At 39.4% G+C, this 18,331-nt stretch carries 15 protein-coding genes; all 15 read right to left on the bottom strand.

The features are described 5' to 3' along the window. Positions 1 to 4: 4 nt before the first annotated feature. Positions 5 to 1,555, bottom strand: coding sequence for a BCCT family transporter (locus DWZ56_RS02890; protein WP_118554896.1), 1,551 nt, complete (start codon positions 1,553 to 1,555; stop codon positions 5 to 7). An 81-nt stretch (positions 1,556 to 1,636) separates the two neighbouring features. Continuing rightward, the gene (locus DWZ56_RS02885; RefSeq protein ID WP_118554895.1) at positions 1,637 to 3,403 is read right to left on the bottom strand and encodes an NTP transferase domain-containing protein; all 1,767 of its coding nucleotides are present in this window, start codon (positions 3,401 to 3,403) and stop codon (positions 1,637 to 1,639) included. A 117-nt stretch (positions 3,404 to 3,520) separates the two neighbouring features. Beyond that, complete coding sequence (locus tag DWZ56_RS02880; RefSeq protein ID WP_118554894.1) at positions 3,521 to 4,399, bottom strand: NTP transferase domain-containing protein; 879 nt, start codon at positions 4,397 to 4,399, stop codon at positions 3,521 to 3,523. A 26-nt stretch (positions 4,400 to 4,425) separates the two neighbouring features. Further along, positions 4,426 to 5,358 carry an acyltransferase family protein gene (locus DWZ56_RS02875; protein ID WP_158584416.1) on the bottom strand — a complete coding sequence of 311 codons (933 nt, stop codon included), beginning with the start codon at positions 5,356 to 5,358 and terminating at the stop codon, positions 4,426 to 4,428. Positions 5,359 to 5,446: 88 nt separating this feature from the next. Continuing rightward, positions 5,447 to 6,274 (bottom strand): LicD family protein, encoded by an 828-nt coding sequence (locus tag DWZ56_RS02870; RefSeq protein ID WP_118554892.1) that lies wholly within the window; start codon positions 6,272 to 6,274, stop codon positions 5,447 to 5,449. Continuing rightward, positions 6,267 to 7,379, bottom strand: coding sequence for a glycosyltransferase family 4 protein (locus DWZ56_RS02865; RefSeq protein ID WP_118554891.1), 1,113 nt, complete (start codon positions 7,377 to 7,379; stop codon positions 6,267 to 6,269). The genes DWZ56_RS02870 and DWZ56_RS02865 overlap by 8 nt, the downstream gene beginning before the upstream one ends. A 207-nt stretch (positions 7,380 to 7,586) precedes the next feature. Next, positions 7,587 to 9,329: an ABC transporter ATP-binding protein gene (locus DWZ56_RS02860; RefSeq protein ID WP_118554890.1), complete on the bottom strand. Its 1,743-nt coding sequence runs from the start codon at positions 9,327 to 9,329 to the stop codon at positions 7,587 to 7,589. 2 nt (positions 9,330 to 9,331) lie between these two features. Then, on the bottom strand, positions 9,332 to 10,297 hold the full coding sequence (locus DWZ56_RS02855; RefSeq protein WP_118554889.1) for a hypothetical protein: 966 nt from the start codon (positions 10,295 to 10,297) through the stop codon (positions 9,332 to 9,334). Then, a complete protein-coding gene (locus DWZ56_RS02850; RefSeq protein WP_147369376.1) occupies positions 10,278 to 11,198 on the bottom strand; it encodes a glycosyltransferase family 4 protein in 921 nt (306 codons plus the stop codon). Before DWZ56_RS02850 ends, DWZ56_RS02855 begins: the two co-directional genes overlap by 20 nt. 272 nt (positions 11,199 to 11,470) lie before the next feature. After that, complete coding sequence (locus DWZ56_RS02840) at positions 11,471 to 12,517, bottom strand: glycosyltransferase family 10 domain-containing protein (protein ID WP_118554886.1); 1,047 nt, start codon at positions 12,515 to 12,517, stop codon at positions 11,471 to 11,473. A gap of 30 nt (positions 12,518 to 12,547) precedes the next feature. Then, the gene (locus tag DWZ56_RS02835; RefSeq protein ID WP_158584415.1) at positions 12,548 to 13,696 is read right to left on the bottom strand and encodes a polysaccharide pyruvyl transferase family protein; all 1,149 of its coding nucleotides are present in this window, start codon (positions 13,694 to 13,696) and stop codon (positions 12,548 to 12,550) included. Beyond that, entirely contained in the window at positions 13,693 to 14,679 is a 987-nt protein-coding gene (locus DWZ56_RS02830; RefSeq protein WP_118554884.1) for a glycosyltransferase family 2 protein, read from the bottom strand. Before DWZ56_RS02830 ends, DWZ56_RS02835 begins: the two co-directional genes overlap by 4 nt. Continuing rightward, entirely contained in the window at positions 14,672 to 15,907 is a 1,236-nt protein-coding gene (locus DWZ56_RS02825) for an O-antigen ligase family protein (RefSeq protein WP_118554883.1), read from the bottom strand. The genes DWZ56_RS02830 and DWZ56_RS02825 overlap by 8 nt, the downstream gene beginning before the upstream one ends. Further along, the gene (locus DWZ56_RS02820; protein ID WP_118554882.1) at positions 15,904 to 17,097 is read right to left on the bottom strand and encodes a radical SAM protein; all 1,194 of its coding nucleotides are present in this window, start codon (positions 17,095 to 17,097) and stop codon (positions 15,904 to 15,906) included. Before DWZ56_RS02820 ends, DWZ56_RS02825 begins: the two co-directional genes overlap by 4 nt. A 22-nt stretch (positions 17,098 to 17,119) precedes the next feature. Continuing rightward, positions 17,120 to 18,319, bottom strand: coding sequence for a glycosyltransferase (locus DWZ56_RS02815; protein ID WP_118554881.1), 1,200 nt, complete (start codon positions 18,317 to 18,319; stop codon positions 17,120 to 17,122). Positions 18,320 to 18,331 lie beyond the last annotated feature (12 nt).

Genomic DNA, 18,331 nt, shown 5'->3' with positions numbered 1-18,331 from the left:
CTTCTCATTTCTTCAGCATTCCCTTTTCCTTCATATATTTCTTAGCATCCTTGATGAAGCTCCATATCATCAGGATCATGATGATTCCTATCGGGAAGGCACTAATTATTGAGACGCTCTGGATGTTGTTCATCGAGCTCGCAGAGAATACCAAAGCAATCGGCAGCACAATCAGCAGAATGCACCACAGTAGTATGATCAATGTGTGGGGCTTTTCATTTTCATCCAGTTTCTTATAACTATAGCATGCCGCTGTGTATGCAATGGAGTCAAAGCTCGTGGCATAGAAAGCGATCATACAAAGCAGAATCCAGACAAGAAACAGACTACTCCCCGGCATGGTGTGTATGATGTTCATAATTAGCTCATACAAATCACCGCTTGCCTGATACTGCGCAATAAAGTCTTTAGCGCCCGCCGTCTGAAGACCCAAACTGTAGTTTCCAAGAACAATAAAGGAGCTGACAGTACTTCCAACACCAAAGATATAACCACCCAGAATGGTCTGTTTTACCGTTCTGCCTCTGGAAATGTTGCCAATAAAAAACGGAGCAGCGATACACCAAACCATCCAGTAAGCCCAGTAGTAAAACGTCCAATCCTGTGGGAAGTTATTCGTACGGCCCGGGTCTGAATATGTACTTAGTCCAATAAAGTTCTGAACCATCTTACCAAAGGACTCGACTCCGTTTTCAATGATAAAGCGGCCTTGACCGCCGATGAGAAGAACGGCGATTTGCAGACCGAAAAACAGGTAAATGCAGAGCTTGGCAAGGAAGCTGATTCCTTTGAATCCGTAGAGAACGGCGTAGGTATATACCGCACAAGTAAGCAGCAGAATGATAATTGTCACTGCGGTACGGGAAATAGAAATTTCAAACAGCGTCACAATAATCTCAGCTATCAGAGGAGTGGCAACGGAGAATGTTGTTGCAGTACCGGCCAGCAGTGCAAACAGCGCGAACAGATCGATGACACGTCCCAGGAAGCCATGCGCATGTTTTTCGCCAATCACCGGCAAGCAAGCTTCACTATATCTTTGCTTATCACGCTTCCTGCAATGGAGCATAAAGCCGAACGCAACGGCAAGGACAAGATAAAAGGACCAGGGGATGAAGCTCCAATGAAACAGTGGGAAAACACCTGCCCATTCTGTTATTGATCCGCCCATTTCAGCAATATGGGGATTCGCCGCATACATAACCCATTCCGCGAAGCTGTAGAACAGGATGTCGGCGGCAAGCCCGCAGGTGAACATCATACTGCCCCAAGTGAAAAAGTTATATTTGGGCTTCTCATTCGGTTCACCAAGAACGATATCTCCGTACTTTGAAAAGGAAAGGAAAATGGAAATGATCAGGACACCAAGTCCAATGATCAGGTAGTAGCTTCCCAGCGTGTCTCCGAAAAAGTAACGGACCTGGCTGATGACGCCATTCGCCTGCTCCGGGAAGATGAAAAGGTAAATGGCAAGTCCAATGATCAGCAAGAACGGCACCAGTGTGATCATCCAGTCTATTCTGCCCTTGTCCGCTGCATTTGATTTATTGTTCATTGGTATAATCCTCCGCCCTTTCTGCCGTTGCCGGCGATACTTTGACGCGTTTCACAATATATGTTTTCCACTGTCACTTCCTCACTCCTCCTCGCTCTCCATCAGTTCCTTCGCGTATCTATAATAGTCCTTTGCAAAGCGGTACTGGCACAAGCTGTATTCACCGAATTCCACGCTCAGCTTTCGCTTATACTCACACCAGTTCGACCAAAGAAGCCCACACACGGCAATGTAACAGTAGATTTTAGTTCTGGTGGTCTTGTCACAGGCTCCATCGAAATAGATATCAATCAGCCGGTCACATTGTCTCTTGCTGTATAGGCTGTAGATGCAGAACATAGCAATGTCTACATGGGGATCCTGCATTCCTGAGTATTCCCAATCAATCAGCTGCAGCTGCTCCTTTGTCGTTCCATCGGGCGTATAGAACAGGAAATTATCTGGCACGGCATCGATGTGTGTGAGACACCAACCTTTCTTCAGCCCGTCAATAAACGGTCGCAGACTTAGCACATTCGCTTTCGTTTTCCTGTAGTCTTTATATACGGAAGGCGAACCCTCCCACAATGTTTCATAGCGCTCAATTTGCCCGAAGATATCGAAGGTGTGGTCTACCCTCAGTTTCATCTCATGAAAAGCTTTTAGTTTCTCCATACACCTTTTCAGGTCAGGCACACTTTCTGCATCACACCTACGGATACCATCCAGATATTTAGTAATCTTATATCCGTTTTCCGGGTTGATATAAACCGGATCATCACAGAGGCCCAACCCACTGATTGTCCTGAATACCTCTGCCTCCTCTTTCCGATTGATCAGCCGGTCCGTTCCCTCGCCCGGAATACGCATAATGTAATTCTCACCATTCGCCCTGAATTGGAACGATCTATTGGTCATTCCCTGCTTCAGCACGCGGATATCTGTAACATCCGTATCCTTGCAGCCAAGTGCTGCTGCTATCGCATGGATTGCGTCAGACTTCAGATGATTGGAATCAAAATCCAGGTCACGGAGTTGCTCGTAGGTATTAATTTCTATTACATCTGAGCTTCTTGCTACCCTTGCCTGAACAATCATCCGGTCTTTCCTATACAGTGTCTTTTCCCAGAAATCCTCGGCATGCTTGTTATCATCCAACTGTTTCAGTCTTTCTCTTATAATTGCTGCTTCCGGTTCCAAAAGATAAGCAATACCTATCATCGCATTACCGGCATCTTTTTCCGGGATGGTTACCAATTCCATCTTGCGGTTGACTCGGACGCTGCTCTCTTCATCGACCAGATCCGAAACCATATACCAGCTATACAGTTCCGTACTGTTGAACGGATTTCTATCACACCAAATATCGCAAGGAACAATATAAGTATTGTGGATACGATCAGCAACGAGAGCAAGTGAGTGAAGATTATTCTTCTCCGCGTACTCTTCATTCACCACCAACTCGACACCCTTCTCATCAATCAGATACTCGAAAGACTCCTTCATAAACCCAACCACAACAGTGATGTCTATCACTCCGGCATCATTCAGCTGCGCTATAATGCGGTCTATCAGCTTTTCCTCATTTACCTCTAGCAGCGCTTTCGGTGTCGTAAGATTTATCGGTACCATTCTCATTCCAAAGCCAGCCGCAAGAATGATCGCATTTCGAGGGGCTTTCTCCTTGATTTCCTCTTTTGCCTTCTCTGTCAGCCGTGCCCGTTCATCGAGATAACCATCATCCATAAGCCGCTTCAAGCTCCGATTAACCACAGCAAGACTATGCCTGGATGTCTCGGCAAGAATCCGCTGATTGATGAACGGCTCGTATAGTAATGTTCTCAAGATGTCTGATTCCTGCAGATTCATGAACTTATCTCCTTTCCAATTTCGTGAACGCAAAGGCATCCGGAAAGGGAAGGGTTAATTCCCACAATGGGTGCATTGCTATGACGCAATAGGTACTGTTCTCTAATGAATCCATGTCTATTGTTTTTTCCTTTCCAGCTGCTTATTTTCATACCTGTAAATGTATCTGCAGTTTCGGCATGTAAAAGAAAAGCCTGCTGTGTGATTTGCAGCATCATGCTCCGGAATAATATGGATAATATCCTTTTCTAAGCAATGCAGGATATCTGCTATGCTTTGCAGTATCTCAGATCCGGAATGTTCCATATAGCTCCGGTCAAATTCCCGCAGTTCCTCCAGAGAATCAAATTCATATATTTCATGATCTGCAAACTTGCGCACCTTCAGCTTAAGAAGATCCAGATGCTCTATATAGAGCGCTTCCCACAGCTTATTCCTGGTTTCCTCTCTTTCATACTCTTCTTCCAATATCCGTCGAAATATTTTACTGAATTCCTCCGACCAGAAAACGTGTCCCAGCATATACCACTGCCCACTTCCGCCTATGCTTACTCCGGTGATCCAATCATCCTCATCCAATGTAAGGCACCATTCCTTTGTCTCACCCGATGCATACAATGCCGCATAATAAGCTTGTTCCACCTCTGATTCAAATGGATTGACCGTAAAATAGTTGTCCGCCGAACAAATATAGGTGTTATTCAACTGGTTTCGGACGGCATAGATAGAGGAATGATTATTCCTTACATTGTAAACAGGATTTTCTACTAACTGCACTGCATATTTATCCTGCAGATAATAAAAACACTCTTTCATATAGCCGATCACAATAATAATCCTGTCGATTCCGGCCTCCTTCAACTGTCGAATCTGCCGTTCTATCAGTACCTCACCCTTTACCTTCATCAAAGCTTTCGGACATTCATAGGAAATCGGTGCAAAACGGCTTGCATATCCCGCAGCCATGATGATTGCATTATCAACCTTATAAGCCATTTATTCTCTGCCTTTCATTTAAATGTTCACGACTGGACTTTAGATTTTATTATTTGCTTGTTACTTCTTATGTATAAATACACAACAGCCACTAAAAAAAATACTATTGCAGTAACTAAAAAGCTATCCAAACCGTATGTTTTTTGTTTGTAAACTAAACTGTAATAAAAAGTCCATATATACATATGAATAAAATAGACCACCATACTTATATTTCTGGCAACTACGTACCTGGGGCTGTCCTTCATATTTGATTGAATTAGGATTAAGAATAACGCTATCGCATAGACAGGTATCACAAAAGAAGCCGCTATTTCATTAGTAAGCAAACACTTAACTGAAAATCCTGCTGCCAAAAGAAGCCATGCTCCTTTATTTCTCAATCTTTCTATATTTTTATTTGCCAAAAGCAATCCCACTGATATATAGAAAATGCCTTTAAATAGCCCTCCTGTTAAAAAGGTTTTCTTTATAGCCCTTGCCAGCATCATAAAAATATCAGGAAGTGTATTCTGAAGAACCAACCAGTCCATGCTTACACCAATCATATAGAGTCCAGCGCTTAGCAAAACAATATTTTTTAACAGAACCTTTTTTCTCAGCAAAAAATATATAAGCAGAAGCGCATAGATTGTTGACAGCAGATACCAAAGCAACCACGAATTATAATGCTGTCCCTGTAAAAGCAGGCCTCGAAGATATAAGAAGATACACTTAATTGCTGAATCGCCCGAACGAATATAATCATATACTGCAAGGGGCATATATACGGCGCTCCAAATAATATACCATTTTAATATTTTTAATAGCTGATTTTTTATTACACTTAAATCTGATATACCGTTCGGATACACCATCTTTTTTCCCAAAAGGAAACCCGAGGTGAGAAAGAAAAAAGGAACTGCAGTGCTAGTCACAGCGTTAAATATATCCGTAAGAGGGGATTGGTACCCACTCAACGGATTAGTATTATTGATGCAAATAGTTTATATAAATCCAAGCTGTTATATTTTTTCATTCATCAATCCCCTGTTTCCTAAAGCCCATCTATATCTCATATTTTCCCAAATCTAATGAGAGAATATTGTGACATTCTCTCTTTTTTTCATCCGGTATTATCTGATAATCCCCATACACTTTAGTTAAATAATCTTTATATTTTTCGGGTACTTTATAGAGCCCATCTTCATATTGCATATCAATTAACGTCTCAAACCATTGCTTTGGAAATAACCATCTTGCGCCGCACTGCCCATCTCCAACGTATATTTCCTGAACCGCCTCTCCATAATGGCGTCTAAAAATCTTCATCATATCTTTTCTAATTCTCTTTACATCTGTAAAATGAGAGCAGATTCTTATGGGAAGGAACTTTAGAATTTTGCCGATTCCCTCACCAGCCCAAACCTCATATTTCATTTTACACAACAACAAATGAGTTAAAACTTTCAATTTTTTTGATTCCCAAGCTCTTTCCTTTGCGGTGGGCGCGCATGGATAATACGGAAAAACATCTATAAATATAGCTCTTCTAGCACTGCTTTTCCTATTTTTTTCTTCGACATACTCTGTTCCTTGCAGACATATTTTTGCATAAGGAAAGCCATAAAATGGATCCGTCTCCCAATCTTCCCAGAAGAAATCCTCCCCTAACTCGCCTTCTAAAACCAATGCCTTTAATCTTCTATAATCAGACTCTAATAATCCAATATCCAAATCGTCATCCCATGGAATAGCACCTTTATGCCGAACAGCTCCCAATAGGGTACCCGCATCAAGCCAATAGGGAATATTATTAGAGTCACATACTCTTTTCACTTCTTTTAATATTTTTAGCTGCAGCAGTTGAAGCTGTCTTAAACGTCTATTACTCACTTACTTCTCCCCATTTTTCATACAGTTTTTCTAATTGTTCGATAGTATTCTCAATAGAAAATCCTTGCGCGGTCACAGCAGCTTGCATACATACTGCATTTTTTGTTTCCTGATCCATATTAAAAATCCCATAAAGACAATTTACTAAAGATCTCGCATTACCGGTCCGAAACAAAAATCCATTTGTTTGATGATTAATAAGCTCTGGGATTCCTCCCGTATCTGATGCAACACAAAGCAATCCTTGCTGCATTGCCTCTACTATCGATATTCCAAATGCTTCTCTGCAAACAGACGGATACAGAAAGATATCAGCTAGTCCATAATATTTATCTTTATCCAAAGTCTCTTTCTCAAGAATAACTCTCTCTTCTAACCGTTCTTCCGCTATCACTCTTTCCAACACTTCTGTATAGGAGCCAGAACCTACAATAATAATTCTAAAACTATATAGCCCGTCCTTCTCCATAATTCCAGCTGCCTTCAGCAGTATGGCAAGTCCTTTTTCTTTCTCCAGCCTGCCGATATAGAGAAGGGTACGTCCATGTCCACGCTCCTGCTGCTTTAATAAGTTGTATTTCTTTATGGGTATGCCATTATATATGACTGCAATCCGCTCACTGTTGCATGGAAAACGCTTTGCAAAACTTACCTTCACATATTCCGATACCGCTACAATATGATCAGATACTCTGAAAATACGGTTCAGTGACCAGCAGATAAGCCTATCATGAAACCAGTTATTTTTATAGTAGAAACGCTCATCAAATACGGAATGCAGATATTTTATATAAATTTTTTCAGGAAACACAGCCTGTAAAAATAAATAGTATAGGAAAATACTTAATGTCCCATGATGTGCAATAATTACATCATACTGCTGTATTCGGACCAAGCGCATCAGGTAACCGATCCTTCGGATCCTGCCTTTCTTTAAATAAAGTCGATAAATATGCTGTCCTTCTCTTTCTAATTCATCTGTAATTTTCCCTCCGGAGAACAAAAAAACAAATTCATTCTCCTGTTTAGAATTATGCGCGATATCCCTGCACAGTATTTCTATGCCGCCAAGACCGCCTCCGCTTAACAAATGCAGTATTTTCATTTTTTATTATTTAACCTTTTTCTTTTTAGGATATATGTCAATTATCTGGACTCACTTATAGCAACTTCCAATTTACACGACCTAATTATAGATCACTCCAGATATAGCTATACAAAGTGGTAATTAAATATATAAACTTTGTTTTATAAGTACAGGAGCATTGTACCTACTGACGGATTTTCAATACAGCCAGCGCATCTTCCGACCTCATTTGAATGGACTTCTTTGCTGGCAAACTACATTTTTATTCTTTATTTCATATATAATATCGCAATTCCTGAGTGTAGATAACCTATGTGCGATAATTAAGAGGGTTTTCTTACCCCTTAATTCATCAACAGCTTCCATAACAGCAGATTCCGTCTCCGTATCCAATGCGGAAGTGGCTTCGTCTAGTATAATAACTGAAGGATTGGAATAAAGTGCTCTGGCAATTCCAATTCTCTGCCGTTGCCCTCCAGAAAGCCTCACTCCACTTTCACCAACAACGGTATTCAAACCATCGGGCAGTTCCTTTATAAATTCATCTAACTGAGCGTCTTTTAGAACTTTCCATATCTGATTATCATCTATCGCCTCTTCTTCTATACCAAATGCAATATTATTTCTTATAGTATCATCCGATAAATAAATGGATTGAGGTATATATCCCATATTTCGTGAGCAATACCGTCCGTAGTTTTTTATCTTTCGTCCATTCACCAATATCTCGCCCGAATATGGGTGAAGGAGGCCCAAAACAATATCTGCAAACGTCGATTTTCCTGATCCTGATGGTCCAACCAGAGCAGTTGCCGTATTTTCTTTCAGCACTGCTGATATATTTTCCAATACACTTTCTTCAGCATCCGGATATTTATACGAGATATTGCGAAGCTCTATATCACCGCTTTCTATTGTCTCTTTTTCGTCGTTCTCTTTTTCTTCCGGCTTATAATCCTTAAGGTCTCTATAAATCAAATCAACAGATGGATAATAGAAATTAATAGTATTAAAATATCCATTGATTCGGTTTGCAGCTGGCAGCAAACGAAAAGCGGCTACTGCAAAAACTGACAATTGGGGCAAGAAATTAGACATATCCTGTTTAAGTAACATTTTTATTAAAATTACCGCCAATATTCCAACAACAATGACTGTCTCTATCACATATTTGGGTATCTGGTTATAGATTGAGTACCTTCTCATTCCCTCCGCAAAGATCTGATAATTTGCTCTATATTTGTCTATATAATAGCTCTCATGCTTTGAAACCTTAGTTGCCTTTATTCCTCCAAAAGCCTGATTCAGCCACTGAATCATTTTTCCCATTGTACTTTGATTTTTCTTTCCTAATATCTTGGTTTTTTTCCGAACACTAACTTGCAGCAGAACAATACACAACAGAAGCAAAGCCACGACCAACATTGAGGTCAAGACATCCGTTATCAACAGGTAAAAGCTTAATACTATCACTACAAGCCCATCTGTTACCAGCAGCAACACATTTAATATCATTTGAACAAATTGGCTTACATCCGTGTTTATGCTTCTAAGCAATTCAGCTGAATTTGTTTTCAGGAAAAAACTATAATCCTCGTGCAGGTAGTTATCCAGCAATCTACAGGCTACATCCTTTTGCAGTGAGTATACAAATCCATATTCTTTGTTATACATATAGGCTAAAAAAGTATTCTTAAATACATAAATAAGTATTAGAATTATTATCATAACAGACATTAACTGCATCTTTGTATTCAGACCAAGTGTTTCATACAATATTAACAGAAATGAATTTGATATGGACTCGCCGCTTTCACTGATCAAGTTAATCAGTGGAAGAATTGCGGATACACCGATCAACTCAAAAAAAGCACCGATAATAACCAAAAAAGTCAGCACATAAAGCTGTTTCTTTTGTCGGCCCGATAAAATTCCTGCGATCTTCTTTATTAAATCCCTAATCTTCATTTTTATGTCTCCCTTTCACCATAATAACCAAGATTAAATATAAAGCAGTCCTTATAGTTACCCATTAAGCATGCCATTAATGAACCGCCATTTAATCCGGCAACTAAATACTGACATTGTGAAAGAAAGTATGTGTCCCTCAAATATTCCATTCCATTTTGACGCATATCGTTGCTTTCCTGCAGGACAGAAGTTATAAGTTGTTTTTTTTCAGTGTTATACCAACAGGATTCCGGCACTATAAGCGTATCACCAAATATATCTTTCATCTCCGCTAAAATGTTTGCATCTTCTGTTTGAAGGTATATTTTACTTAAACCATATTTTTTCAACATCAAATGAATCTGTGGGAGGGCCTCTGAAACTGTTGGCTGGATTGGATGATGCAACGGTTTAGTCATAATATAATCTGTTCCTCGCAGTTTAACTCCTAATACTTTATTCATATCCATATTTGCAAACAATCTCTTAAACTGCTTCTCTATCTCTGACATACATTCCTGATTTATTCGAATATACTTATTGTATATTTCACGCCATTCTTTAAATGCCCTATGGTCATATATAGAACGGGTATTAACAGTATATTTCAGTGGTCCGCCGTAGCTATAAATCACCGTATCCTCACTACCTATATCCTCCAGCCGGTATCCCATCGGCTGTTCATAAAAATACTCCCAGGCGTTTTCCTTACATAGGAGCGATCGGTCCAAATAGGTATTTTCATAATTTTTCATATCAATAATCGGAATAGCACCTATCTCAATCGCATGATAAATATGTCCCATAGCAACCGTTACATAAGAAAACAACCCAACATTTGCATGACCTCTTCGAATCACATAAAATGTTTTTCCTGTACCTTTTTTTGTTACCTCTCTCCATTTTTGATTCCATAGATAAGTATCAAAACGATCAACTGCTTTATGAATCCCACGCTTAGTCCGGCTAACAATTCTTATATTCATTTATACCTACCTGATTTATTTTTTCATTCAGTGTTTTTAATATTTCTTCCCAAGAAAAACGCATTAAAGTATGGCTGCTGATTTCTTCATAAAATGAAGCATCTTTATCTTGTAAGAATTTTATTGCTTTTTCTAGTTTCTCTGTACAATCTTTCACATCCCCGGATTTAATTATAAATCCCATTCCATCCCGATCCATTAGATCATCTTTAGATGTCACTCCATCAGAAAGAATTGCAAAATCTCCATTTCCCAGGGCTTCCAGGGCCGCCAAACTGAAGTTTTCTGTTTTAGAGGGGAGCACAAATATCTTCGCTTTCTCATATAAATTCATTAATTCATTTCGATTGATTATCTCACCTGTAAGAATGACTTTATCCGCAACATCCGGATAGTCAACACAGAATTTATCATATATCTGTTTAAAGCGCTTTCCATATGCGCCCGCCAGAATAAGTGTCCATTCATTGCCTATGGCCGGATCAATTCTTGTAAAAGCTTCCATCAAAACATCAATTTGCTTGATCGGCATTTCTAAATTTGCAGCACACATTATAATATTTTCTTTTAAATTGCCATCTACAGCTTTCCTGTTATATAGGCCATTAGGAATATACAAGACCTCCCGTTTCAGCAGATTAGCCACTAGTTCCACAAGTTCATGTGACTCCACGCTTACAATATCGCATTTTCTAGTATTCCCAGCGACCTTGCACGCAAATCTTGAACGAAAATGATAATGTGGAAATTTATGTTTTCCATAAAGGTATTCCTTATATTCTTCATACAAATACTTTGGAATATCCAACTTTAAATAAACTATCCCACGTGGATTCAACCATTTATAAGCTAAAATCCAAAATGGCATATGTGGATTGTGTATATGATAGATATTCAACACATCAATTCTCTTTGCATTTTTCAGAAGATATCTAACACCGCTATAGGTAGCATAATCTCCTAAAAACAATAATAGAACCGGTAAAAAATTAAAAAAATTTCGTTTATAACGTTTGAAACCCCTTTACCTCTTGTTTTAAATACTCACTTTCCACCTGGTATCCAGCTACAGCAGATTCATAACCGTATTTTTTATGGAGAACATATGGTATCTGTCCTACATCTTTTACATAATCAACACTCTTCATATTGATAGATAAAGTAACAAAACGTTTAATGCAACCCATTCAGTTTCCTTTTTCCCTCCGTCATTATAATTTTGAATATACTTTTCAGTCCTAGATGAAATGAACGTTGTTTCATTTTATCAACAACATGATATACTGTTTTACAGTATCCTGCAGCAGTAAACGGACTTATCCGATTAGAACCTATATAGTCTTTAATTGCGTTCATATACTGCAACCAAGTTTCTCTATCCATATTCTTCAGGAAAGTATGCAGTTCCTCCGGAGTCTTAAACGCACTGTAGTCAATAAAACACTCCTGTGGCACAAATTCGGCAATATTTACAGCGCCCTGGTAAACCGGTACCGTACCTGCCATGAAACAGTCAAATATTTTTTCAGATATATATCCGCGTACATTCTTCATATTTTCCAAGCACAATACAAATTTGAAGGTACGGAAAACTGCGAATTTGTCTTTACAGCTTCCCATATAATTATGGTAATTTAGGTTTTCCCATCCTCTTCCATATAATGCAAAGTCTTCACCTGAAATGCCTTCAAAATATTCAATTATACGTTTACGCTCTTGGTATAATCCTTTTACACTCTGCGAATTTTTGTTAGAAGAAATATTCACCAGCAATTTTCGATTATTAAAAGATACTGTTTCCCAACTCGGATGAAAATAATAGGTTGAAAAAATCTTAAATCTTGCAACATCATCTACTGCATCATCATTCCAGGTTAGTATAGCCTTATAATAATTAGACAGAGTGCTGAGTCCTGTAGTTGAATGCTCCGGAACTACAGTTTCGGGTTCGCAGGCATAGTATATGATTTTATCTTCATAACCTTTCAGAAGTAAATGAATCCATAATCTGGTTGCTTTTCGATAGAAGATAAAATAATCCACCTCTGAATAATCCTGATACATATCGTATGTTCTCAAATCATGACCATCTTTTTTCATATGGGAACGAATTTCATAGTATGGCATGAGCCTGTTATCAGCATTCAGAATGGGGTCGCTTATATCAAACAACCTGTCATGATCCCGGTCCGGGCTTGTGGGTATAATAGCAAAATTCACTTATTCTCCTCTTTCTTGCATTTTTCTTAGTTATATTATTTTTGAAATATGATTCGTATTCCTGTTTTCTTTATCCAAAATTATAAATTGCTCGTTCGCACTTTTATAGATTTCTTCCTTTAATAAAAGTTTTCCTTGATCATGTACCATAGAAGCAATTATCCTGTCGGAATCTATGTCTTTAATATCTTTAAGTCTTATATAATTAATATCTAAGTGGTTGTCTTGTATTACATTAATACCTTTTGTACTGTAGGCAATATAAAAAGTGGGACGATTTTGTACTGAACTCAGCACCATTCCATGAAAGCGAGCCGATATAACACCAACGCTGTCTGTAACCATCTGCTTGATTTCTTCAATATTTCCATCATATACAATGTATTCTGCCGTATCAGAATCACCAATAACATTTTTTATCTCATCCAGTGTTTTGTCATCATTTTCAAATTTACAAAATGCAACATATTTTATTCCAAGGCCATACTTTTGCGCACTTTTATGCATTTCTGCCATTTTTCTGATATATTCATTATGTACATTTAAATCAGCAGCGAAGTTGTTTGCCGGATAAACCACTGAAACAAAAACATATTTATCACTAACATTTTTTGTTCTTTTACATGTTTTCGTCAGAAATGCGATGTCATTTCCATATCTAACAGTTTTTATATGTGAGAACATATGAAATGAATATTGATCCCTAAAACAAACATCCTGACACTTTTTAAAAACTGATTGCATTGCATTTGTATATGAAGCACTTCGAAATGGTCCAAAATTAGCATCCAGAATGTATACTTTTTTATCACCATCAATTGCTTTTTTCCACCATTTACGCTCATAGGATACTTGATGAGCATCTTCCTTTTCAATAAAGATTGATCCACCGATATAGATAATACGTTTAAATGAATTTATGATAATATCTTCAAGACATTTTGGATAGTCTCTGTGCATAATTACCGAATAAGACGATACTAATTTATTAAAAATCTTATAAATAAAGCTATCCCGACATATTATTTTCAAATTACCATATTGATTAAAAATTTTTCTATAACATCCCGGAGCTGTCATAACAAATTCTGCCTCAGGATACCTGCAGAACAGTGTATCCATAAGAAGATCATCACCGAAGTTTACTTCCTTATATGCCACTACGTAGTATTTGTTCATCTTTGTCTCTTCCCTGCTAATTTCACAAATAACCGCCACATCCATGGACTTTTACATTTTATGAGTATCTTTTTATGCAAAGACATTCTTATATCCTTTATATGTATAATTGCATCGATAATTATATCTGCCCTTGAAAATCGATAAAACAAATTTTTCGCATTTTTATTTTGCAGCCTGCTATAAATAAAAATACAATTTATGTAATAGTCCTCCAGCAGGGTAAGCCAGTAATATTTCATATTGTTCCTATCATTGAATCCATAACGGCATAAGAACTCATAATATGTCTTATGTGCAATTAACAAGCTATCAATTTTAGCTTGTGTAATACTTCTCGTGAGGCTATCGTTACGAATCGAAATAAAATAATGAATTTGATTTAACAAGCAAATTCGGCGGCACCGTTCCATATAGTTAAGTACAAACAGCAGATCCTCGCCGAAGCATAATGTCTCATCAAACTCAATATTATGTTGCCGAATAATACTGCGCTTAAAAATTTTGCATACTGGTCCACGTGAAGCATATTCAGATGCGGAAATATACCATTCTTTGCAGTAATTCTTATCTAACCTGTAATACAATGGACCATCCTGCCCGTCTGTACGCTGAAAATGGTTTGTTTTACAGATCACCATATCGGTATCAGAATCCAAATAGCGTAACATTGATGATATATATGTCTCATCCACATAATCATCGCTGTCACAAAATGCTATATAATCCCCTGTCGATTCATTCAGTCCCCTGTTTCTTGTAAGAGATACCCCGGTATGCTTCTTTTTTATTAAGCGGACACGGTCATCTGATGCAGCAATCGCCATCACTTCATCTAACGTATCATCGGTCGAACCGTCATCCACTAATATTATTTCTATATTGTAGTAATCCTGACAAAGCAATGATTCAACAGCCCGCCTGATACTCTTTTCTGCATTATACATAGGTACAATAATGCTGACTTTATATTGCTCATCCATTTTTATCACTCTTCATATTTAAATTTAACACATAATTCCTATACACCCCTATTCCAATCGGCACCGCAAGCATCACCGCATAAGTATTAACAAATGCAGATTCCGCCAAACTTGCCACACATAGAAAGAGAAATGCGTACAAACTCATAAAATAATACTTCCGGTTCTGTTTTGCAATCTTCTGAATCAGGTAAAACAAAAGCAGAAGGGCTCCGGCATAGCATATAAGGCCCAGCGCTCCATTCTGGCCTGCTATCATCGGCCAAAATGTATCCGATATAAAGTGCCTTGTCTGCTCACCTAATTCCCTGTGTTTATCAATTCCGTATATTTTATATACTGGAGAATAATACAATCCAGAATAATACGATCCGAATGTTCCAAAACCAGTGCCAAACGGGAAGTATTCTTTCGCGATTTTTAAGCCGGTGCTCGTCAGCACGGAGCGAGCGGAATCACTGATATAAACAAAATAAAAATATATTTTATTCCATCCCACCGCTAATAACGCAACGCCCAGTCCGGCGATCACCCTAAAGTCCAGCTTTCGTTTCATCTTAACTAACCAGATATATAAAATGAGAAACAGCAAAGCGCTCCCTACTATCTTACTTCTGGTAGTCAGCATCATAAGTGTCAGCAGCCCGCTGACATATACTGTTTTTTCAGTTCCATCCTTCAGCCACCCAACGATCATGCATAGCATAAACGCACAGGCCGCGCCCAGATATGCGGGATGTTCATAAAACAGCTTCACTCCAAAGGAAAACGGATACCCCTCAATCAGTTTCCATAAATACATCCCCATCTCAGCAATAAAGCTTAGAAGAAAGACTGCCATGATCCCCCTCACAACGGGAAGCACTCTGCTTTCATCGGCCGGATACAGCGCAAACAATATAATTGTTGTGCCTATGCTTAGGAAAAATTTCACATTCAGATATGCGTCTATCAAAGCAATCCTAAGAGGCTGATATCCATATCTAATATTGGAATACAGTCCCGTCAGCAGAAACACCGCCAATAAAGCACTTATCCCGATAAGCAGTCTGCTTACAGGTTTACGCCGGATAAGCCATATACAAAACAAAGGAACTGCTGCTAATGCATAAAACTCGTCCCAATACTGAAACGGCGGGATCCATCTTTGTAAAAGGTTCTGAAAGCAAAATACGGTAATCAGAACGCCAAGATAATTATTTTTTACTACTGCAGATAAGCGGTTCATCGGTCCGTTCTCCCATCATATTCAAACTGCTTAGCCAGATCCGCTTCTACGATTTCCTCTCCGGACCTACCTTTAAGCTGCTCTCTGGAGGCTGTGCTGAGTCCGTCCTTGACAATTGCATTTCGTTCACAGGTACTGCATCTGTCCAGCTCTTCTCTGCTCACTTTTCCATCCCGATAATCTCTGGCGATCTTGTTTTCGTACATGCTGTATTTTTTCTTCTTCCAGAAAAACAAGAATTTGTGTTTTATCACCCACCATGCGGGAGACCAGATATATTTGTGCATTGCAGGTGAAACAGAGCCGATCATCCAGCAGTTGCGGTCACAGCAGCGCACCTTTTTACGTACCGCTTCCGCTTTTTCACTGTTCCACAGCTCCTCCCAGGTCTGTTCGTTTAAGTTACCCATTACCTCTTTGTCCTTTGTGCCGTTGCAGGGCATCACATCCCCATAGGGATCGATGAAAAAGGTGTCAAAGCTCATATCGCAGGGCAGCAGACGCTTCTGCCCATATATATAATTGATCAGCCCATGATTGAAATAGGCCCTGAACCATTTCTTCGGGCTGCGGGAACTTAAAAGTTCATTGATCAGCGTCTCCAGGTTTTGTGCTACCATGGGCCTGTCATGGATGATGTTTCCAGCCTCTACAAAATAAAAACTATTGTGCAGGCTGGCCGTGGCAAACTCCATCCCCATCCTGTCGGACAGCTTGTAGAGCGGCACCAGATCAGGCGCGTTTTTATCCTGTATGGTCATTCCAAACCCTACATCCTTCATCCCCATTCCGACCAGCTTCTCAAGCGTCGTATAGCCTTTGTTAAATCCATCCGGCAGTCCCCGGATCTCATTGTTGGTATTCTCCAGCCCCTCAATGGAGATGCGGATACCTATGTCAGGAAATTCCCTGCACAGATCAAGGATTCGGTCCGTAAAAAATCCGTTTGTTGATATTACGATCCGATCGCTCTTTTTATAGAGCTCGCGCACTATCTCCTTTAAATCCGTTCGGATAAACGGCTCTCCGCCCGTGATGTTGGTAAAATACATCTCCGGCAGTTTTCGGATCGTTTCGATGCTAAGCTCTTCTTCCGGTTTGGAAGGACATTTATATCGGCTGCACATCGAACATCGCGCGTTGCAGCGGTAAGTCACGATTACCGTTCCGTTCAGTTTCTTTGATGCCATAGTCTGCTCCTCACATTTTCACTCATCTATATAATTCAATCATACTATTACAATAGTCTTCGATGCTCATAAACTCCGCGGTTCTGCAATTCTGGTAAAAGTCTTCATCCGTCTTGACCGCCTTCCACATTCGGACAACCTTATCCTTTAGATCCGCTGCGTTTCCGCTTTCAAACAGTTCTCCGGTTTCCCCAGCTTTGATCAGTTCCGGTATTCCCCCGATTGCAGCGCCCAATACAGGGGTTCCGTATATCTGGCTCTCCATCACAGAAAACGGACAGTTTTCGTACCACTGTGAGGGGTATACGCTGAATCTGGCTTCCCGAATAAGCCGCTCTAATGCCTCTCCCTTTTGAAACCCGACATCTGTCACATTTGGCAAATCAGCCATTTGAGCTTTGAGAGGCCCTGAACCTGCGAATATAAACGGAATATCCGGCAGCTCTTTACAAACCTGTAAAAGCGTTTTGATTCCTTTTTCTTCACTGTATCTTCCAAAATAAAGCACATAGTCCTTTTTGGTACTCGCTCTGCCTTCTTTCGTTTCCACAAAATTATGCATGGCTATCGTTTTAGATGCAAAGCGTGGATTGCTGTCCATTTTTCTTTTCATAAATTCAGAACAGCAGACCATCACATCAATATACCGGTATACGCCTTTTAACTTCCAAAAATACGCTTCTGCCGCTCCAATCATCGATTTCGCTGCGGATCCGTGAATGCATCTGCCTTTTATGCAATTTGCGAACCGGCCGTTTATACATTTCACACAGTTTTCTCCGGTGTTTGGATTGCGCAGCATGTGGTTGGGGCAGATCAGCTGATAGTCATGAGCTGTAAACAGTATTTTACATTTATTTTTTGTTTGTTTCCGCCATTTCACAGTCTCCAGAATGATGGACGGCGTGAGCTGGTAGTTGAAATTGTTCAGATGCACAGCGTCCGGTTTAAAATCCTCCAGGACCCTTCTGATCTTTTTTCTGGCCTCTATGGAATAGATTGTTTTAAACGGGTAGGTCAGTGCAGCCAGTTTCGAACCGCCGTGGAAATCCATATCCGATGTATACATGCCGGCCCGGTTTCCCACACAGCGTCCTTCATGCTCCATTCCAAAATACTGGACGTCGTGGCCCATTTTCTTCAGATATTGTCCTAACTGAAAGATATATGTTTCAGAACCTCCGTTAGGAAAAAGAAATTTATTTACAATGAGAATTTTCACTGATTATCTCCA

It is taken from the genome of Lachnotalea sp. AF33-28 (genome assembly GCF_003477885.1).
Taxonomy (GTDB): domain Bacteria; phylum Bacillota; class Clostridia; order Lachnospirales; family Lachnospiraceae; genus AF33-28.
The sequence above is the reverse complement of the archived record's forward strand: the minus strand, read 5'-3'. Positions and strand labels throughout refer to the sequence as shown.